Below are 19,527 nucleotides of genomic sequence, written 5' to 3'. Positions count from 1 at the left end.
TTGCCCGAAATGGCGGACGCGAGTCGAGTCGGTTATAGGACGAACGGCTTGTCCTCGGCACTACAACTACACCATCCGTCCAGCCGCGTCGGCCAAACCGATGGAATTGCCCTCCCAGGTGTTCATCAGCGACGGAAGCCGATGGACCATGCCATAGCGGACAGTCACGACACTGTGACGATCAGTCACAGGGCGATCAGGAGTCACCAGACCCCCCATAGCGTGCAATGCGGAGATTCCACCCAAACACGGGTAGAAGGAGTCCTCCCCGGACTCCTTGTCCTATTTTGGCACGGGGAGGGGTAAGCGATGCAAGAGCCAGGTAAGTGCCATCCGTCACGCTTGACACACCCTTGACGCAAAAGACCGGATCGGGACCTACGTCCCATAGTCGGGACCTACGTCCTACAGTGGGAGCTCTTCGGCGTGCGAGGACCATACGTCAGTTCGGTTGCGGGCGGCTGAGATACGCGTCACACGTCCCGGACGAGACCACGCGACACGCCCGGCCCACGCGATCCACCCGGCGGACCTCAGTTCGAGGACTGCCGGTCCCTGACCGAGCGCCAGCGCTCCACGAGCCGCCCGTACGCCTCGCCCGCGGCGACCCCGTCCCCGTCCCGCAGCGCCCCGATGCCCTCGGCGACGTCCGCCGCCGAGTGGTCGTCCTCCAGGTGCCCGGCCGGCAGGGCGTGCACCAGGCCGCCGTAGTCCAGCTCGACCAGCGAACGCGGGTGGAACTCCTCGAGCCAGCGCCCCACGTCCACCAGGCCGTCGATGAGCGGCCCCTCGTCGAGGGTGTCGCGGAGCGTCTTCAGCGCCCGCGCGGTCCGCCGGCGCGCCTGCACCATCGGCGTCCGGTAGCGCAGCACCGGCGCCGCGCCGTCGCCGCCCGCGCCCTTCTCGTACTCCCGCTCCTCGTCGGAGACGAGCACGAACCAGTTCAGCGGCACCTGCCAGGTCGAGCTGCGGATCCACGGGCGGGCGTCGGGGTTGCGGGCCAGCCAGCGCTCGTAGTCCAGGGCGGCCTGGCGGCGGACGAGCGGGGGCAGCACCGCGTCCAGGACCGGCGCCGGCAGTTCCTCGGCCAGCTCGCCCAGCGCCTGCCAGCCCCGCAGCCGCGTGCGCCAGGGACAGACGCAGAGCACCCCGTCGACGTCCAGCACGAACGCGTCGGCGCTCTCCTGCACCGGCACGGGGATCGGCGGCGTCGGGAGCAAATCGGCCAGGGAGCGGCGCAGTTCGTCCTGGTACGACGGACGCTCCGCGCGCCGGGCGTAGCGGGCCCAGTGGCCGCGCTCCGGCTCCGCAAAGGCGGCCAGCGGTTCGTAGACGCGCAGATAGGACGCGTACGGGACGACCACCGAGGACACCTTGGGCACCTCTGCTCCCTCCCCATCGGACCGAACGCGAAACCCGGACGGGAACGCGTTCAACCGGCACACGAGCGACCGGGAAAACACTGCAAATCGTCCCACGGTCGTGCGGAAACGTACTCCGGGAGAAGGTGATCCTGAACACTGCGCGGATGGTGACCGGACACAGGCTCTACCCTCGTGCCCACGGGCGCCCGCCATCCGCACGGGCACCGTCCTCAACCGCCGCTACTTACCTGGGAGTCACCACAGTGACCGACGTAACCGACGGCGTCCTGCACACCCTGTTCCACTCGGACCAGGGGGGTCATGAGCAAGTCGTGCTGTGCCAGGACCGGACCAGCGGCCTCAAGGCCGTCATCGCCATCCACTCCACCGCCCTGGGCCCCGCCCTCGGCGGGACGCGTTTCTACCCGTACGCGAGCGAGGAGGAGGCCGTCGCCGACGCGCTGAACCTCTCGCGCGGGATGTCGTACAAGAACGCCATGGCCGGTCTCGACCACGGCGGCGGCAAGGCCGTCATCATCGGCGACCCCGAGCAGATCAAGAGCGAGGCGCTGCTGCTGGCCTACGGCCGGTTCGTGGCCTCGCTCGGCGGTCGTTACGTCACGGCCTGCGACGTCGGCACCTACGTCGCCGACATGGACGTCGTGGCCCGGGAGTCCCGCTGGACGACCGGTCGTTCGCCGGAGAACGGCGGCGCGGGCGACTCGTCGGTCCTGACCGCCTACGGGGTCTTCCAGGGCATGCGGGCCAGCGCCCAGCACCTGTGGGGCGACCCGACGCTGCGGGGCCGCAGGGTGGGCATCGCGGGCGTCGGCAAGGTGGGCCACCACCTCGTGGACCACCTGCGCCAGGACGGCGCCGAGGTCGTCGTCACGGACGTGCGGGCGGACTCCGTGCAGCGGATCCTGGACAAGCACCCGACCGGGGTCACCGCCGTCGCCGACACCGAGGCGCTGATCCGTGTGGAAGGGCTCGACATCTACGCCCCCTGCGCGCTCGGCGGGGCACTGAACGACCACTCCGTGCCGGTCCTCACGGCGAGGATCGTGTGCGGCGCCGCCAACAACCAGCTCGCGCACCCGGGCGTCGAGAAGGACCTCGCGGACCGCGGGATCCTGTACGCGCCCGACTACGTGGTGAACGCGGGCGGTGTCATCCAGGTCGCCGACGAACTCCACGGTTTCGACTTCGACCGGTGCAAGGCGAAGGCCGCGAAGATCTTCGACACCACGCTGGCCATATTCGCACGTGCGAAGGAGGACGGGATTCCGCCGGCCGCCGCGGCCGACCGGATCGCCGAGCAGCGGATGGCGGAGGCGCGGCACCGCGGCTGACGGAACCCGGCCATTCGGAACCCCTCGTTCCGGCTCATTTCCAGCTTGTCAGGGACCCGCCGAGGGGAGACTTGGAGAGAACTCTCACTCCTGTCGGCGGGTCGGGCGCCAAGAAGAGGTTAAAATCGCGGTTGACCAGCGGGGACAGGGCACCTCGCAGGTTCTGGGCACAGGCGCGTCCTGCGGGCGACGTACCGTATGGGCGCGGGCTCAGGTACCGTGGAAGCCCTACGGACCGGTCTCTCCACGGAGAGCCCGTTCCAGATCATGAACGCGTGTCAAGACTCTGGGGCCACCGAGCCCCGTATCCGAGGGGGTCGAGCCATGGGGCGCGGCCGGGCAAAGGCCAAGCAGACGAAGGTCGCCCGCCAGCTGAAGTACAGCAGCGGCGGGACTGACCTCTCGCGCCTGGCCAATGAGCTGGGCGCTTCGACTTCGAGCCAGCCGCCGAATGGCGAGCCGTTCGAGGACGACGACGAGGAAGACGACCCGTACGCCCAGTACGCGGATCTCTACAACGACGACGATGAGGACGAGGACGACCAGTCCGGTCCCCAGTCCCAACGTCGCGGCGCTTGACGCAACAGCGTCCCTCGCGGTTTCCGCGATCTCTCGTAGCAGATTCCTGTTGGCGGACTTCTGCCGACAGATCTTCGCCGGCGGTTCTCCGTCGGCGGGTTCTGTCGGCAGAATTCTTATGACAACCGCACTTCACCCGGTCCGGGGCGTCAGCGCCGGACCGGGTTTTGTGCTGCCCGGCGGGCGTCAGTTCGCGTAGTCACCGATCAGGGCCGCGCCCGTCGTGTGCGCGCCGCGCTCGGTGATCTCACCGGCGATCCAGGCGTCCACACCGCGGTCGCCGAGGGTGGCGAGCGCCGCGTCCGCCGATTCCTCGGGGACGATCGCGATCATGCCCACGCCCATGTTCAGCGTCTTCTCCAGTTCGAGCCGCTCGACCTGACCGGTCCGGCCGACGAGGTCGAAGACCGGGGCCGGGGTCCAGGTCTCGCGGTCGACGATCGCGTGCAGGCCGTCCGGGATCACCCGGGCGAGGTTCGCCGCGAGGCCGCCGCCGGTGATGTGACTGAAGGCGTGCACCTCGGTGGTCCGGGTGAGCGCCAGACAGTCCAGCGAGTAGATCTTGGTGGGCTCCAGCAGCTCCTCGCCGAGCGTACGGCCGAACTCCTCGACGTGCTGGTCGAGGCTGAGGTTCGCCCGCTCGAAGAGAACGTGCCGGACGAGGGAGTACCCGTTCGAGTGAAGCCCGGAGGCAGCCATGGCGATCACCGCGTCACCCGTGCGGATACGATCCGCCCCGAGCAGCCGGTCGGCCTCGACCACGCCCGTACCGGCTCCCGCGACGTCGAAGTCGTCCGGACCCAGCAGACCCGGGTGTTCGGCCGTCTCGCCGCCCACCAGGGCGCAGCCCGCGAGGACGCAGCCCTCGGCGATGCCCTTCACGATGGCCGCGACGCGCTCGGGGTGGACCTTGCCGACGCAGATGTAGTCGGTCATGAAGAGCGGCTCGGCGCCGCACACCACGATGTCGTCCATGACCATCGCGACGAGGTCGTGTCCGATCGAGTCGTACACGCCGAGCTGCCGGGCCAGGTCGACCTTGGTGCCCACGCCGTCCGTGGCGGAGGCGAGCAGCGGACGCTCGTACCGCTTGAGGGCGGAGGCGTCGAAGAGGCCGGCGAAGCCGCCGAGTCCGCCGAGGACCTCGGGGCGCTGCGTCTTCTTCACCCACTCCTTCATCAGCTCCACGGCGCGGTCGCCCGCTTCGATGTCGACGCCGGCAGCCGCGTAGGAAGCGCCGGAAGGGCTGCCCGTCGCCGGAGGTGACTGATCAGAGACAGAAGACATTGCCTGGGATCTTTCGGGTTGGTGAAACGGGGCTCTGCGGCACTTACGGGCGACGGATGGCGTCAGCCGCGGCCGTGGCTGCGGGACCCGCGGCCAGCTCGGTCTCCAGGAGCTGCTTGCCGAGCAGCTCGGGGTCGGGAAGCTCCATCGGGTACTCGCCGTCGAAGCAGGCCCGGCACAGGTTCGGCTTGGCGATGGTCGTGGCCTCGATCATCCCGTCGAGGGAGATGTACGAGAGGGAGTCGGCGCCGAGCGAGGTGCCGATCTCCTCGACCGTCATGCCGTTGGCGATCAGCTCGGCGCGGGTCGCGAAGTCGATGCCGAAGAAGCAGGGCCACTTCACGGGCGGGGAGGAGATCCGGATGTGGACCTCGGCGGCGCCGGCCTCGCGGAGCATGCGCACCAGCGCGCGCTGGGTGTTGCCGCGGACGATCGAGTCGTCGACGACGACCAGCCGCTTCCCCTTGATGACTTCCTTCAGGGGATTCAGCTTCAGGCGGATGCCCAGCTGGCGAATGGTCTGCGAGGGCTGGATGAAGGTCCGGCCGACGTACGCGTTCTTGACCAGACCCGCGCCGAAGGGGATTCCGCTGGCCTCCGCGTAACCGATCGCGGCGGGCGTCCCGGACTCCGGAGTCGCTATCACCAGATCAGCCTCCACAGGGGCTTCCTTGGCGAGCTTGCGGCCCATCTCGACACGGGACAGATACACGTTCCGGCCGGCGATGTCCGTGTCGGGGCGGGCCAGGTAGACGTACTCGAAGACACAGCCCTTGGGCTTCGCTTCCGCGAATCGAGAGGTGCGCAGGCCGTTCTCGTCGATGGCGACGAACTCGCCCGGCTCGATCTCGCGGACATATGCGGCGCCGCAGATGTCGAGGGCGGCGGACTCGGAGGCGACCACCCAGCCGCGCTCCAGCCGGCCGAGGACCAGTGGGCGGATGCCCTGCGGGTCGCGGGCCGCGTAGAGGGTGTGCTCGTTCATGAAGACGAGGCTGAAGGCGCCCTTGACCTGCGGGAGGACCTTCGCGGAGGCCTCTTCCACGGTCAGCGGCTTGCCGTCGTCGTCGACCTGGGCCGCGAGCAGCGCGGTGAGCAGGTCGGTGTCGTTGGTCGCGGCCACCCGGGTGGTGCGGCCGTCCTGCTTGGGGAGGTCGGCGACCATCTCGGCGAGCTGCGCCGTGTTGACCAGGTTGCCGTTGTGGCCGAGCGCGATGGAGCCGTGCGCGGTGGCACGGAACGTCGGCTGGGCGTTCTCCCAGACGGAGGCGCCGGTGGTCGAGTAGCGGGCGTGACCGACCGCGATATGACCCTGGAGCGAACCGAGCGAGGTCTCGTCGAAGACCTGGGACACGAGGCCCATGTCCTTGAAGACGAGGATCTGGGAGCCGTTGCTGACCGCGATACCCGCGGATTCCTGGCCTCGATGCTGGAGGGCGTAGAGCCCGAAGTAAGTGAGCTTGGCGACCTCTTCACCGGGGGCCCAGACTCCGAAGACGCCGCAAGCGTCCTGGGGGCCTTTCTCGCCGGGGAGCAGATCATGATTGAGTCGACCGTCACCACGTGGCACGGCTCCGAGTGTAGGCGAGATCGACCACTGGTCCGAATTGGGGATACGGGGCCGCGACGGCTCACTTTTCGGCGACCGCCGTGACGTGCGTGCCGTTTGTGCTGGTCAGAGCGAGGCTGCGGTGATCCAGCGTGTAGCGCACCGTGCCGTCGAAGAGGCTCAGCAGGGTGCGCTCGGTGTCCATGAGTGAGGCGTCGCACACCATCCGGGTGGTCCGGGGGGCGCCGAGGGTGATATGTCCGTCGCGGACCGTGGCTTTCGCCGAGACGTTGTTGCAGCCGAGGCGGCCGGAAAGTGTCCCCTGGCGCCGGTCCAGGACGAAGTACGCCGCGGTTCCCGCGGGCAGGGGCCGGGCCGCGTCGCCGGTACCGACGGACGTGATGGTCCACTTCGTGCCGTGGAGCGGGACGTCCGCCTCCCTGGTGAGACCGATCCGGTCGCCGTCGCCGGTGGTGAGGGTGAGTTTGTCGCCCTTGACCGCGGTGGTGAACGTGTCCCGGCCGAAGAGGCGGACCAGGCGCTTCTCGAAGGCCATGGGGGTCTTCCCGCAGGCCATCTCCGTCGTCCGGACGTCCCCGAAGTCGACGCGGTCGTCCTTGACGGTGGCGGTCGAACCGAAGCCGTTGCAGCCGAGGTTGCCGCTGACGCGGCCGTCCCGGTCGATCCGCAGGTAGGCGCCGCCGGGCGAGCGGGTGGTCCTCCCGTCGACGGTGAGGCTGTCGACGTTCCAGTGGACGCCGGTGACGCCGGTGCCGTGCGCCGCGGCGACGGACGACGAGCCCGTCCCGGCGGAGTCACCGCCCGCCGTCTCGGTGCCGCAGGCCACGGCGAGCGGAAGCAGGGTCAGGACGCTGAGGGTCAGTCGCTGCTTGTCCATGGCGATGGGACGGGACGGGTGGGGTGGTCGGTTCCCTCCGGCCCGGCGTCGCGCGGGCCGGTCGACGTCACGCGGATCCCCTCGGCGGCGGATGCGCGGGGCGCGGCGCGACCGGCGTATGCGCGGCTCGCGGCGCGATGTGCACGCGGGGCGCGGCGCGCGGGACAGGCGAGGCCCACGGCATTGGTTCGCGGGTGCCGCGGCAGCGCATACGCAAGCCACCGCGGCGGCAAACGGCACACGGGTCCCGGGCGCGGGTCGCGGGTCGCGGGTCGCGGGTCGCGGGTCGCGGAGCAGGCAGCACACGGGGCACAGGGCGCGCGCCACGACGGGCGCGCAAGGCCCACCGCAGCGGACTCACGGGTCCCGCGCCGGTCCGGTGGCGAGGGTGCGGGTCAGCCCATGAGCGGCAGGAGCGGCGCGAGATCCGCCCGTTCCCCACTCGCGCCGACCGTGGCCTCGTCCAGCGCCGTCCGCCACTCCACGCGTCCCGTCGCGAGCCGGATCCAGGTCAGCGGGTCCGTCTCGACGACGTTCGGCGGCGTGCCCCGGGTGTGCCGGGGACCCTCCACGCACTGCACGACGGCGAACGGCGGGATCCGCACCTCCGTCGACGCGCCCGGCGCCTTCACGGCGAGCGCGTCGGCCAGCAGCCGGGTGCAGGTGGCCAGGGCCTGCCGGTCGAAGGGGATGTCCGTCCCGGCGGCGCGGTTCAGGTCGTCGGTGTGCACGACGAGTTCCACCGTGCGGGTGACGAGGTAGTCGGCGAGGGTCATGGCGCCGGTGGGGGCACCGGCCGCCCGGTCGGAGCCGGGGGTCCGGGGGAGCGTGGCGAGCAGCCGGCCGTCGGGTGCGGTGGCCAGCCGCTCGGCGTACCGCTCCCCGGTGCGGGCGTAGAGCGCGTCGAGGTCGGGGTGGTCCGCGGCCAGGCGGCGCGTGCCGTCGGCGATGTCGCCCGCCCGCCCGGCGGTGGCGAACGGCCAGTCGAGCAGCGTGACCTCCCTGCCCGCGGGTTCCGGCAGGTCGAGGTTCCGGCTGACGTTCTCCAGGGCCGTCGTGATGTGCGCGGCCAGTTCCCGCACACTCCAGTCCCCGAGGCCCGAGGACCGCGCCAGCCGCTCCTCGTCGAGGTCGCGTACGCCGTCACGCACGTGTCCGAACTGCGCGAGCACCGCCGCGCGCGTCTTGGCGGGGTCGTAGGCGCGGGGGCGTTTCCTGGCCGGAGGCATGATCCCCAGAGTAGGCGGTGGACGGACACGGGCGTGGGGCCCGGGCGCGCGAAGGCCCCGCCCGGAATTCCGCTGCCCGGGCGGGGCCTTGAGGTCGGTACGGCCCGCGGTGCTACGCGAGGAGCGCCGGGATCGTCGCCTCGTGCGCCGTGCGCAGCTCCGTCAGCGGGAGCGCGAACTCACCCTGCACCTCGACCACCGCGGTCGCGTCGGACTCGGTCCCGTCGACGACACCGATACGGGTGACGGGCAGGCCCCGCGCGCCGCACATGTCGTTGAAGCGCAGCTCCTCCGAGCGCGGGACGGCGACGACCGCGCGGCCCGCCGACTCCGAGAAGAGGAAGGTGAAGGCGTCGAGACCGTCGGGCACGACCAGTCGCGCGCCCTTGCCGCCGAGCAGCGCCGATTCGACCACGGCCTGGATCAGACCGCCGTCGGACAGGTCGTGCGCCGAGTCGATCATGCCGTCGCGGGAGGCGGAGATGAGGATCTCGCCGAGCAGCCGCTCGCGTTCCAGGTCGACCTGCGGAGGCAGCCCGCCGAGGTGGTCGTGGACGACCTGCGACCAGGCCGAACCGCCGAACTCCTCGCGGGTGTCGCCGAGCAGGTAGAGGAGCTGTCCCTCTTCCTGGAAGGCGACCGGTGTGCGGCGGGCGACGTCGTCGATGACGCCCAGCACGGCCACGACCGGGGTCGGGTGGATGGCGGCCTCGCCCGTCTGGTTGTAGAGCGAGACGTTGCCGCCGGTCACCGGGGTGCCCAGCTGCAGGCAGCCGTCGGCGAGACCGCGGACGGCCTCGGCGAACTGCCACATGACGGCCGGGTCCTCGGGCGAGCCGAAGTTCAGGCAGTCGGAGACGGCGAGCGGCTTGGCACCGGTCGTCGCGACGTTGCGGTAGGCCTCGGCGAGCGCGAGCTGCGCACCCGTGTACGGGTCGAGCTTCGCGTACCGGCCGTTGCCGTCCGTGGCGATGGCGACGCCGAGTCCGGTCTCCTCGTCGACGCGGATCATGCCCGAGTCCTCGGGCTGCGCCAGCACGGTGTTGCCCTGCACGAAGTGGTCGTACTGGGAGGTGATCCAGGACTTGGAGGCCTGGTTGGGGGAGCTCACGAGCCGGAGGACCTGGTCCTTGAGCTCCTCGCCCGTCGCCGGACGCGGCAGCTTGTTCGCGTCGTCGGCCTGGAGGGCGTCCTGCCACTCGGGGCGGGCGTAGGGGCGCTCGTAGACCGGGCCGTCGTGCGCGACCGTGCGCGGGTCGACGTCGACGATCTTGCCGCCGTGCCAGAAGATCTCCAGCCGGTCGCCGTCGGTGACCTCACCGATGACGGTGGCGATGACGTCCCACTTGTCGCAGATCTCCAGGAACCGGTCGACCTTCTCCGGCTCGACGACCGCGCACATGCGTTCCTGCGACTCGCTCATGAGGATTTCCTCGGGAGAGAGCGTCGAGTCCCGCAGCGGTACGTCGTCCAGGGTCACGCGCATGCCGCCGGAGCCGTTCGAGGCGAGCTCGGAGGTGGCGCAGGACAGACCGGCCGCGCCGAGGTCCTGGATGCCGACGACCAGCTTCTCGGCGAAGGCCTCCAGGGTGCACTCGATGAGGAGCTTCTCCTGGAAGGGGTCGCCGACCTGGACGGCGGGACGCTTCGACGGCTTGGCGTCGTCGAAGGTCTCGGAGGCCAGGATGGAGGCGCCGCCGATGCCGTCGCCGCCGGTGCGGGCACCGTAGAGGATGACCTTGTTGCCCGATCCGGACGCCTTGGCGAGGTGGATGTCCTCGTGCTTCATGACGCCGATGGCGCCGGCGTTGACGAGCGGGTTGCCCTGGTAGCAGGAGTCGAAGACGACCTCGCCGCCGATGTTGGGCAGGCCCAGGCAGTTGCCGTAGCCGCCGATGCCGGCGACGACACCGGGCAGGACGCGCTTGGTGTCGGGGTGGTCGGCCGCGCCGAACCGCAGCGGGTCGACGACGGCGACCGGGCGGGCGCCCATCGCGATGATGTCGCGCACGATGCCGCCGACGCCGGTGGCCGCGCCCTGGTAGGGCTCGACGTACGACGGGTGGTTGTGCGACTCGACCTTGAAGGTGACGGCGTAGCCCTGGCCGACGTCGACGACACCGGCGTTCTCGCCGATGCCCACGAGGAGCGCGTCGGACTGCGGGGCCTTCTCGCCGAACTGGCGCAGGTGCACCTTCGAGGACTTGTACGAGCAGTGCTCGGACCACATCACGGAGTACATGGCGAGCTCGGCGCCGGTCGGGCGGCGGCCGAGGATCTCGACGACGCGCTCGTACTCGTCCTTCTTGAGGCCCAGTTCGGCCCAGGGCAGCTCGACGTCGGGGGTCGCGGCCGCGTTCTCGACCGTGTCCAGAGGCGTGCGGCTCATGCGGTGACCAGCTTCTTGAGGATCGAGGTGAAGAAGGGGAGGCCGTCGGTGCGGCCGGAGCCGACGAGGGGCTCGACGGCGTGCTCCGGGTGCGGCATCAGACCGACGACGTTGCCCGCCTCGTTCGTGATGCCGGCGATGTCGCGCAGCGAGCCGTTCGGGTTGACGTCCAGGTAGCGGAACACGACCCGGCCCTCCGCCTCCAGCATGTCGAGCGTGCGCTCGTCGGCGACGTACCGCCCGTCCATGTTCTTCAGCGGGATGTGGATCTCCTGGCCGGACGCGTAGTCGGCCGTCCAGGACGTCCCCGCGTTCTCCACCCGCAGCTTCTGGTCGCGGCAGATGAAGTGGAGGTGGTTGTTGCCGAGCATCGCGCCGGGCAGGAGGTGCGCCTCGGTGAGGACCTGGAAGCCGTTGCAGATGCCGAGAACCGGCATTCCGGCCTTCGCCTCGGCGATCACGGTCTCCATCACGGGCGAGAAGCGCGAGATGGCGCCGGCCCGCAGATAGTCGCCGTACGAGAAACCGCCGGGCAGCACCACGGCGTCGACCTGCTTGAGGTCCTTGTCCTTGTGCCAGAGGGCGACGGGTTCGGCGCCCGCGAGCCGGATCGCGCGCTGGGTGTCACGGTCGTCGAGGCTGCCCGGAAAAGTGACGACTCCAATACGAGCGGTCACTTTCCTGCCTCCACCTTCTCGTCCTCCACCTTCACGGTGAAGTCCTCGATCACGGTGTTGGCGAGGAAGGATTCCGCGAGTTCGTGGATGCGGGCGAGGGCGGCCTCGTCGACCGGTCCGTCCACTTCCAGTTCGAATCGCTTTCCCTGACGTACGTCGGAGACGCCTTCGAAACCGAGACGCGGCAGTGCACGCTGCACCGCCTGGCCCTGGGGGTCGAGGATCTCCGGCTTGAGCATGACGTCGACTACGACGCGTGCCACTGGCACTCCCGGTGTGTGGTGCTGAGCAGGTCCCTTCAGACTACCCGTACAAAATTTCTACCCGCGTAGATTCGTAGAATCCTACGTGAGCCCGATCACGATCCCGCATCGACGCGGGGGCCTGCACGGAAAATCCTGGGAAAAACCGCAGAAGAGCGGTGGGACCCCATTGCCTCCTGACACGCGGAAGGATTTAGTCGGACTTCACAATGCAATGCCCGGCACTGTACAAAGGAATTGGCAATAGCCGATACTTTGCCCAATAACAGCCGGACAGTCGGCATCTCCCCGACAACTCCGTGGCGTCAGCGCACGTCATGGGGTGTGATCGCAGAGGTGCCGCGCGAAGGGACCGATATTCGTGGCGCAGCGTGTCGTGGTCACTCTCTTTGACGACATCGACGGCTCGGAAGCGGCGGAAACGATCGCCTTCGGACTCGACGGCAAGTCGTACGAGATCGACCTCAATCCAACCAATGCCAAGAAACTGCGTAAGGTCCTCGCGCCCTACGTCGAGGCCGGCCGCAAGCAGTCGAAGTCCGGGAAGGCCTACACGCACACCGCGTTGACGCCCGACCCGGCCGCCGTCCGCGCCTGGGCCCGCTCCAACAAGCTGGACGTGCCGCCGCGCGGCCGCATCCCCAAGAAGGTCTACGAGGCGTTCGCCGAGGCGCACTGAGGCCCGCGCTCCCTCCGTGCCGGGGCGCCCCCACTGCCGGGGGTGCCCGCGAGGGCCCGTCAGCGGGCCCTGGCGACAACCGACTTGCGCAGACCCCCAGGTGATCAGCTAGAGTCTGGAACACGCCGAGGGGCAAGGCCGAAAGGCCCGAACCCCGAGGAGTCACGCGGGTGTAGTTCAGTAGCAGAACATCCCCCTTCCAGGGGGAAGGCGCAGTGTGCAATTCCTGTCACCCGCTCTGCAAGCCCTATCGATCAGGTAGGGTGGTGCTCGCACCGATCGGTGAAAGCCGGTCGGGGGCAAATGCGGACGTAGCTCAGTTGGTAGAGCGCAACCTTGCCAAGGTTGAGGTCGCGAGTTCGAGCCTCGTCGTCCGCTCCAGGAAGCAAAGACCCCGGTCAGCCGACCGGGGTCTTTCTCGTATGTCCGATGCGCGGCTGCCGCATGCGCCGAAGGCCCGTGCCCAGGTCGTGTGTTGAAAGCTCGTGCCGAAGACCCGTGCCGGTGGAGCCCGGTGAGAAGGAACAGCGGGAAGGCACCGGCAGGCTGGCGTCTGACATTTGTCATGCGGAGTGATGACACCGCGCACTGCTGCCGCGTCCGGTCCGCGGGGACGCTGATCTCATGAACACGAACGAGCACGATGACGTGATTGAGGTCACCGATCTGCGGCGCGTGTACGGGGGAGATTTCGAAGCCGTGCGCGGAGTCACCTTCTCCGTGGGCCGCGGTGAACTCTTCGCACTGCTGGGGACGAACGGCGCGGGCAAGACCTCCACGGTCGAACTGCTGGAAGGCCTCGCCCCGCCGGCCGGCGGACGGGTCCGGGTCCTCGGGCACGATCCGTACGAGGAACGCGCCGTGGTCCGGCCCCGGATCGGCGTGATGCTGCAGGAGGGCGGCTTCCCCTCCGAACTGACGGTCGCGGAGACCGTACGGATGTGGGCGGGCTGCACGAGCGGAGCCCGGCCCACCGCCCAGGCACTCGACCTGGTCGGTCTCACACGGCGGTCCCGCGTACGGGTGAAACAGCTGTCCGGAGGCGAGAAGCGGCGCCTGGACCTGGCGCTCGCCCTCCTCGGCCGCCCCGAGGTCCTCTTCCTCGACGAGCCGACGACCGGGCTGGACGCCGAAGGGCGCCGGGAGACCTGGGAGTTGGTACGGGAGCTCCGCGACACCGGCACGACCGTGCTGCTGACCACGCACTATCTGGAGGAGGCGGAGCAGCTGGCCGACCGGCTCGCGGTCCTCCACGAAGGGCGCATCGCGGCCTCCGGCACCCCCGCCGAGGTGACCGCCTCCCAGCCGTCCCGGATCTCCTTCGAACTGCCCGCCGGCTACTTCCTCGGGGACCTGCCGCCGCTCGGCACGCTCGGCGTGACCGACCACGAGACGACGGGCCGCACCGTCAGGCTGCGTACGGACGAACTCCAGCGGACCGCGACCCGTCTGCTGCTGTGGGCCCAGGACGAACAGGTCGAACTGCGGGGACTCGACGTCCGGTCGGCCTCGCTGGAGGAGGCGTTCCTGCGGATCGCGCGGAACGCGTCCGGGGCCGACGGGGACTCCGGTGCCGGTTCCCGGACCGGGGCCGGCTCCGGTGACCGTGACGCAGGGGCGACGACGGAGAAGGAGGCCGTGGCATGAGCGCGGCGACCATGACCGACCCCCGGACGGGGACCACCACCACGGCGGGGCGGATGGCGGCGCTCGCACGCGCCGAGCTGACCCTGCTGGGGCGAACGAAGGCGACACTCGCCGCTGCCGTGATCGTGCCGCTGGCCCTGCCGTTCAGCCTGCGCTCGACCGTCGACCAGATGGACCTGAAGGGCACCGGACTCTCGGTGGGGTCGGTCGTCCTGCCGTCCTCCGTCGGTTTCTCCCTCCTCTTCGCGGTCTACAGCTCGCTGGTGAGCGTGTACGCGGCCCGCCGCGAGGAGCTCGTCCTCAAGCGGCTGCGCACCGGGGAACCGCGGGACGCGGAGATCCTCGCGGGCGCTGCCCTGCCTTCGGTCGCGATCGGTCTCGTCCAGTGCCTGGCCCTGACCGTCGCGTGCGCCGCCCTGCTGGACGTCGGGGCACCCGAAGCCCCCCATCTCGCCGTCCTGGGGCTGCTTCTGGGCCTGGCGATGTGGCCTCCGCTCGCGGCCGTCACCGCGAGCCTCAGCAGGAGCGTGGAAGGCGCCCAGGTGACCGCCATGCCCCTGATTCTGCTGTCCCTGCTCGGTTCGGGCACCTTCGTCCCCCTCCAGATGATGCCCGGCGCACTGGCCTCGGCCTGTGAACTGCTGCCCCTGACCCCGGTGATCACCCTGGTCCGCGGCGGCTGGACCGGCGGCCTGTCCGCGCACGACGCCCTGGGCGCCGTCGGGACGGCGGTGGCCTGGATCGTGTTCGCGGTGTTTGCTGTACGGCGGTGGTTCCGCTGGGAGCCGCGCCGGTGACCACGGACCCTCGGAGGTCGGCATGAGCAGGCCGGGTGGCTGGTGGCAGGGCAAGAGCACACCGGCGAAGGTGGAGACCTACACGCGGTGGTCGTTCCACTTCTTCGCCCTGATCGAGATCACCTCGATCGGACTGCCGCTGTTCGCGAACGTGGCCGGCACGCTGTCCTGGTGGCTGTTCGCGCTGGTGTGCGGGCACTCCGTGCTCTGCGCGGCGACCGCCTCGCGGGCGCTGGACTGGGTACGCGGCACCCGAGACCGCCCCCGGCGGATGCTGACCGCGCTGGCGGTGGTCACCGCTCTGGTCGCCGTGGTGGCGCTCACCCTCTCGGGCACGGACTGGCGTCCGGCGACCGACGTCGAGGTACGCCAGGGCGCCTCGATGTTCGTCGGCGTCATCGCCTTCGGCACCGGGACACTCGCGCTCGGCACGCGGGACCGGCGCCGGATGGCCCATGTGGTGGTCGGGGCGACGGTGGGTGCCGGAGCGGCGTCGTTCCCGCTCGGCTTCCCCGGCCCCGCCGCGCTGGCCATCGCCGGCACGGTCCTGCTCACCGCCGGATTCCTCGCCTTCACGGCCGCCTTCTCCGTCTGGCTGCTCAACGCCGTGTACGAACTCGACGCGGCCCGCGAAACCCGGGCCCGCCTCGCGGTCGCCGAGGAGCGGCTGCGCTTCGGACGCGATCTGCACGACGTGATGGGCCGCAACCTCGCGGTGATCGCGCTGAAGAGCGAACTCGCCGTCCAGCTGGCCCGGCGCGGGCGGCCGGAGGCCGTGGACCAGATGACCGAGGTGCAGCGGATAGCCCGGGAGTCCCAGCGCGAGGTGCGTGAGGTCGTGCGCGGCTACCGCGAGGCCGACCTCACCGTCGAACTCGCGGGCGCGCAGGGTGTGCTGAAGGCCGCCGGCATCACCTGCGAGGTGACCGGTTCCGCGACGGGACTTCCCGCGCAGGTTCAGTCGGCGCTCGGCTGGGTCGTACGGGAAGCGACCACGAACGTGCTGCGACACGGGGACGCGCGGCGGTGCGGGGTCTCGCTGCGGGCGGCGGACGGGAGAGTCACCCTCACGGTGGAGAACGACGGGGTGCCGGACGCGGTCGCCGCCGCCTCCGGAGCGGGAGAAGGCGCCGGGTCCGGCGAAGGCTCCCGATCCGGTGGGGGCTCCGGGCTCGTGGGCCTGCGGGAGCGGCTGACCGAGCTGCACGGGACCTTGCGGGCGGGGCCGGCCGGCGCCGGCACGTTCCGTCTGACGGCCGAGGTGCCGCTTCCGCATCCGTCCGGGCCGGATCGGCCGGAGGCGAGTCACCCCGTGGCGAGTCAGCCGGAGCCGGATCTGCCGGAGCCGGATCTGCCGGTGGTGCCCGCGCCGCGCCGAGTGAACGAGGTCAGACCATGACGCACGTACCGTCCCCGTCACCCGTACCGCCCGTATCCCCCGTCCGTCTGCTGCTCGCCGACGACGAACATCTGATCCGGGGAGCGCTCGCCGCGCTGCTGGCCCTGGAGGACGATCTCGTGGTGGTCGCCGAGGCGGCGACCGGGCCCGAGGCACTGGCCATGGCACGGGCGCACGTTCCCGATGTCGCCGTGCTCGACCTCCAGATGCCGGGGGCGGACGGTGTGAGCGTGGCCACATCGCTGCGGGCCGAACTGCCCGGCTGCCGGGTGCTGATCGTGACGAGCCATGGGCGGCCGGGTCATCTGAAGCGGGCGCTCGCGGCAGGTGTACGGGGATTTGTCCCCAAGACCGTCAGCGCGCAACGGCTCGCCGAGATCATCCGCACCGTGCACGCGGGAAACCGTTACGTGGACCCGGAGTTGGCCGCCGACGCGATCTCCGCCGGGGACTCCCCGCTGACCGCGCGGGAGGCCGAGGTGCTCGAGTTCGCCGCCGACGGGGCGCCCGTCGCGGAGATCGCGGAACGGGCCGCGCTGTCGCAGGGGACGGTACGGAACTATCTGTCGTCCGCCGTCTCCAAACTCGGGGCGGAGAATCGGCACGCGGCGGTGCGTCTCGCACGGCGGCGAGGTTGGGTATAGTTGCTCTCGCACCACAGCGCATGCGGACGTAGCTCAGTTGGTAGAGCGCAACCTTGCCAAGGTTGAGGTCGCCAGTTCGAACCTGGTCGTCCGCTCCAGTGCAGAAGCCCCCGGCCTCCGGCCGGGGGCTTCTTCGTGTGCCGACCCGCTTTCTCAGCTCCAGCTGGTGCCGGTCAGCCGCTCGAACGCCTCGATGTACTTGGCGCTGGTCGCCTCCACGACATGCGCCGGGAGCGCGGGCGGCGGCTGCTCGCTCCTGCGGTCCCAGCCCGACTCGGCGGACGTCAGCCAGTCGCGGACGAACTGCTTGTCGAAGGACGGCTGGGCACGGCCCGGCTCCCACGCGTCGGCCGGCCAGAAGCGCGACGAGTCCGGGGTCAGCACCTCGTCGGCCAGGACGAGGGTCCCGTCCTCGTAGCCGAACTCGAACTTGGTGTCGGCGAGGATGATCCCGCGTTCACGCGCGATGTCACGGGCGCGGCCGTAGACGGCGAGGGTCGTCTGACGCAGCTGGGCCGCGGTCTCGGCGCCGACCTGGCGGGCGACCTCCTCGTAGGGGACGTTCTCGTCGTGCTCGCCGACCTCGGCCTTGGTGGCGGGGGTGAAGATCGGCGCGGGGAGTTCGGAGCCGTCGACGAGACCCTCGGGCAGGGCGAGACCGCAGACCGTACGGGAGGCGTCGTACTCCAACAGGCCGGAACCGGTGAGGTAACCACGCGCGACGCACTCGACCGGGACCATCCGCAGCGACTTGCAGATCAGGGTGCGGCCGGCCCAGTCGGCGGGGGCGCCGGGCGGGAGTTCGGTGCTCAGGACGTGGTGGGGGACGAGGTCGGCGAGCTTGTCGAACCACCACAGGGAGAGCTGGGTGAGGACCCGGCCCTTGTCGGGAATCTCGGTGGGCAGTACCCAGTCGTAGGCGGAAAGACGGTCACTGGCGATCATCACGAGGTCGCCCGCCTCGTTCCGGTACAGGTCGCGCACCTTGCCGGTGTGCAGATGCACCAGACCCGGGACCTGGAGGGGCTCGGGCTTTTCGACGAATCCGGACACGGTTCCTCCCCGTATTTCTGTCCAAGTGACTCGATTCTCCCGTATGCGGAGAGCGGCTCCGGCCACGGGGTGCCCGGACGGGCGCGGGATGGTGCCGCGCGGGGTGCGCGGCGGGTGCGCGGTGCGGTGCCCGCTCAGTCGCGTTTGCAGATGCGGTCGAGGAGGTTGGCCGTGGCCCGCTGGACGCGGGTGTCGACGTGGCCCGGCCGGTCCAGGGCCGGGGACCAGGCGAACGTCCCGGACGCGAAGACCAGCGCGCCGGAGGGCGCTCGGTAGAGGGAGGTCTCCTGGTGACGGACGGCGCCCTCGCTGTCCCGGTACGGGGAGTGGGCGAGGAGGATGCGGCCGTCGTGCTCCGGCAGCGGGGCGCGGGGGAAGTAGCGGTCGGCCTCGCCCGCGACCATGCCCTCGAGTTCGTCGCCCTCGTGCGCGCCGGTGGCGTCCCACAGCCAGTGGTCGCAGTTGCGGACGACCAGGGGGTGGGGGTCGGGGACCCTGCCCGCGTACTGGATGCCGATGAGCTGCTGCTCGGGCCGGTCGATCTCCCGCCACAGCGACGGCTTTCCGGGGCCCCTGCGCTTGCGGCAGGTCAGCAGGCGGTCCGCGACACCGGACGGCGAGGGGCCCAACTCCACCTGCCAGTACATGGTGTTGGCGGAGAGAAAGACCAGCGAAGTGCCGTTTCCGCAGGCGAGTTCCGCGGTGCGGCGCATGGCCGGCGACCAGTACTCGTCGTGGCCCGGGAAGACCAGGCCGCGGTAACGGGTGGGGTCGACGCGGCCGGCGTGCAGGTCACGGGCGTCCGCGTAGGCGAGGTCGTAGCCGTAGCGCTCGGCCCAGCGGATGAAGTCGTAGGCGTGGCCGACGTGGAGGGGGAGGCCCGCGCCCGCGTACGGGCGGTCGAAGGAGACCGTCGTCGCCGCGTCCGCCTCGCCGAGGAGCCGGCCGTCCTCGTCCCAGGCGTGATAGAGGCTCGCGCCCGTGCGGCCGTCCTCCGGGTAGAGGTTGTACGCCTGCCAGGTGATGTCCGGGAGCAGGAGCAACAGGTCGGCGGGGTGGTTGTCGCGGACCGTGAAGGGGACGTGGGAGCGGTACCCGTCGGCGGTGGTCAGGACGGCCACGTACGCGCCGATGTTCCAGTAGCTCGGGATCTGCAGGCGCCAGGACAGCCACCAGTGGTGGCAGGAAACGGTTCTGTCGGCGGTGAGCGGCGGGGGCTGGACGATCCCGGAGAGGCGGGGGCTGGTGGTGATCTTGCTGGCGCCGTCGCCTCCGTAGTGCCCGATGCGGTAGATGTCGACGCTGAATTCCTGGGGCGGGTCGACGGTGACGTGGAAGTCGATGGCCTCGCCCGGCGCGGCCGCGCCGTTGGAGGCGAACCCCTTGATCTGGCGGTGCACGTCGTCCGCGGAGCGGGGGCCCCCGATCCTGGGCTGGGGAATGGCACCCCGCACCGGCTTCGTGGCGTCCCGCAGGAGGGTGGCGCCGGGGGCGTGGTCGATGTACCAGGGGACGACGTGCCCGGTGTCGTCGAAGTACTGCTCGTCGCCGCGGAGCCAGGGAACGGGTCCCTGACCGAAGGGGTCCGTCACGGCGTGCGCGAGAGCTCCCGACTCCCAGCGGCGGATCTGCTCCGATCCCATGCCTGCTCCCCTCCCTCGTGCCCCCGTCGGTTCCGTCAACCTCTGCCCGGCGCGCGAGTCTCCGCCCGGCGCGCGATC

17 protein-coding genes and 3 tRNA genes are annotated in these 19,527 nt (G+C 70.5%); 10 read left to right on the top strand and 10 right to left on the bottom strand.

The annotated features are described in order from the left end of the window. Positions 1-533 precede the first annotated feature (533 nt). Complete coding sequence (locus tag OG199_RS22460; RefSeq protein WP_356809682.1) at positions 534-1,382, bottom strand: hypothetical protein; 849 nt, start codon at positions 1,380-1,382, stop codon at positions 534-536. A 245-nt stretch (positions 1,383-1,627) separates the two neighbouring features. Between OG199_RS22460 and OG199_RS22455 the strand changes: the two genes are divergently transcribed. Continuing rightward, complete coding sequence (locus OG199_RS22455) at positions 1,628-2,716, top strand: Leu/Phe/Val dehydrogenase (protein ID WP_405830963.1); 1,089 nt, start codon at positions 1,628-1,630, stop codon at positions 2,714-2,716. A 324-nt stretch (positions 2,717-3,040) separates the two neighbouring features. Beyond that, positions 3,041-3,295 carry a DUF3073 domain-containing protein gene (locus tag OG199_RS22450; protein WP_037615441.1) on the top strand — a complete coding sequence of 85 codons (255 nt, stop codon included), beginning with the start codon at positions 3,041-3,043 and terminating at the stop codon, positions 3,293-3,295. A 186-nt stretch (positions 3,296-3,481) separates the two neighbouring features. Here OG199_RS22450 and purM read toward each other — a convergent pair whose 3' ends face one another. From purM to purS, 7 genes are all read right to left on the bottom strand, one after another. Continuing rightward, positions 3,482-4,582, bottom strand: coding sequence for a phosphoribosylformylglycinamidine cyclo-ligase (gene purM / locus OG199_RS22445; protein ID WP_356805700.1), 1,101 nt, complete (start codon positions 4,580-4,582; stop codon positions 3,482-3,484). A 43-nt stretch (positions 4,583-4,625) separates the two neighbouring features. Beyond that, positions 4,626-6,152 carry an amidophosphoribosyltransferase gene (gene purF, locus OG199_RS22440; protein WP_266700140.1) on the bottom strand — a complete coding sequence of 509 codons (1,527 nt, stop codon included), beginning with the start codon at positions 6,150-6,152 and terminating at the stop codon, positions 4,626-4,628. Between the two features lie 61 nt (positions 6,153-6,213). Continuing rightward, positions 6,214-7,029 (bottom strand): META domain-containing protein, encoded by an 816-nt coding sequence (locus OG199_RS22435; protein ID WP_405830962.1) that lies wholly within the window; start codon positions 7,027-7,029, stop codon positions 6,214-6,216. Positions 7,030-7,424: 395 nt separating this feature from the next. Further along, complete coding sequence (locus tag OG199_RS22430) at positions 7,425-8,258, bottom strand: sterol carrier family protein (protein WP_405830961.1); 834 nt, start codon at positions 8,256-8,258, stop codon at positions 7,425-7,427. A gap of 112 nt (positions 8,259-8,370) precedes the next feature. Continuing rightward, positions 8,371-10,647 (bottom strand): phosphoribosylformylglycinamidine synthase subunit PurL, encoded by a 2,277-nt coding sequence (gene purL / locus OG199_RS22425; protein ID WP_405830959.1) that lies wholly within the window; start codon positions 10,645-10,647, stop codon positions 8,371-8,373. Beyond that, positions 10,644-11,324: a phosphoribosylformylglycinamidine synthase subunit PurQ gene (purQ, locus tag OG199_RS22420; protein WP_356805707.1), complete on the bottom strand. Its 681-nt coding sequence runs from the start codon at positions 11,322-11,324 to the stop codon at positions 10,644-10,646. Before purQ ends, purL begins: the two co-directional genes overlap by 4 nt. Then, positions 11,321-11,587, bottom strand: coding sequence for a phosphoribosylformylglycinamidine synthase subunit PurS (gene purS / locus OG199_RS22415; protein ID WP_266700145.1), 267 nt, complete (start codon positions 11,585-11,587; stop codon positions 11,321-11,323). Before purS ends, purQ begins: the two co-directional genes overlap by 4 nt. A 361-nt stretch (positions 11,588-11,948) precedes the next feature. Between purS and OG199_RS22410 the strand changes: the two genes are divergently transcribed. The 8 genes from OG199_RS22410 to OG199_RS22375 all read left to right on the top strand — a co-directional run bounded on the left by OG199_RS22410 (position 11,949) and on the right by OG199_RS22375 (position 16,851). Further along, positions 11,949-12,266 (top strand): Lsr2 family protein, encoded by a 318-nt coding sequence (locus OG199_RS22410; RefSeq protein WP_266700146.1) that lies wholly within the window; start codon positions 11,949-11,951, stop codon positions 12,264-12,266. Between the two features lie 166 nt (positions 12,267-12,432). Continuing rightward, positions 12,433-12,504, top strand: a tRNA-Gly gene (locus OG199_RS22405). Positions 12,505-12,571: 67 nt separating this feature from the next. Then, positions 12,572-12,647 (top strand) — tRNA-Gly (locus OG199_RS22400). A 243-nt stretch (positions 12,648-12,890) separates the two neighbouring features. After that, positions 12,891-13,913, top strand: a complete 1,023-nt coding sequence (locus OG199_RS22395; RefSeq protein WP_356805709.1) for an ABC transporter ATP-binding protein — start codon at positions 12,891-12,893, stop codon at positions 13,911-13,913. Beyond that, complete coding sequence (locus tag OG199_RS22390; RefSeq protein WP_401807596.1) at positions 13,910-14,710, top strand: ABC transporter permease; 801 nt, start codon at positions 13,910-13,912, stop codon at positions 14,708-14,710. Before OG199_RS22395 ends, OG199_RS22390 begins: the two co-directional genes overlap by 4 nt. A gap of 22 nt (positions 14,711-14,732) precedes the next feature. After that, positions 14,733-16,109: a histidine kinase gene (locus tag OG199_RS22385; RefSeq protein WP_356805713.1), complete on the top strand. Its 1,377-nt coding sequence runs from the start codon at positions 14,733-14,735 to the stop codon at positions 16,107-16,109. Further along, the gene (locus OG199_RS22380; RefSeq protein ID WP_356805715.1) at positions 16,106-16,753 is read left to right on the top strand and encodes a response regulator transcription factor; all 648 of its coding nucleotides are present in this window, start codon (positions 16,106-16,108) and stop codon (positions 16,751-16,753) included. The genes OG199_RS22385 and OG199_RS22380 overlap by 4 nt, the downstream gene beginning before the upstream one ends. A gap of 22 nt (positions 16,754-16,775) precedes the next feature. After that, positions 16,776-16,851, top strand: a tRNA-Gly gene (locus OG199_RS22375). Between the two features lie 55 nt (positions 16,852-16,906). On the opposite strand, the gene OG199_RS22370 is transcribed toward OG199_RS22375, so the two are convergent. Together OG199_RS22370 and OG199_RS22365 are read right to left on the bottom strand one after the other, a co-directional pair. Next, the gene (locus OG199_RS22370; RefSeq protein ID WP_356805717.1) at positions 16,907-17,806 is read right to left on the bottom strand and encodes a phosphoribosylaminoimidazolesuccinocarboxamide synthase; all 900 of its coding nucleotides are present in this window, start codon (positions 17,804-17,806) and stop codon (positions 16,907-16,909) included. Positions 17,807-17,940: 134 nt separating this feature from the next. After that, entirely contained in the window at positions 17,941-19,449 is a 1,509-nt protein-coding gene (locus OG199_RS22365) for a N,N-dimethylformamidase beta subunit family domain-containing protein (RefSeq protein WP_266700152.1), read from the bottom strand. Positions 19,450-19,527: the final 78 nt, after the last annotated feature.

It is taken from the genome of Streptomyces sp. NBC_01176 (assembly GCF_045039825.1).
In the GTDB taxonomy this organism is placed as follows: Bacteria; Actinomycetota; Actinomycetes; order Streptomycetales; family Streptomycetaceae; genus Streptomyces.
This window is presented reverse-complemented; position numbering and strand designations above follow the sequence as displayed.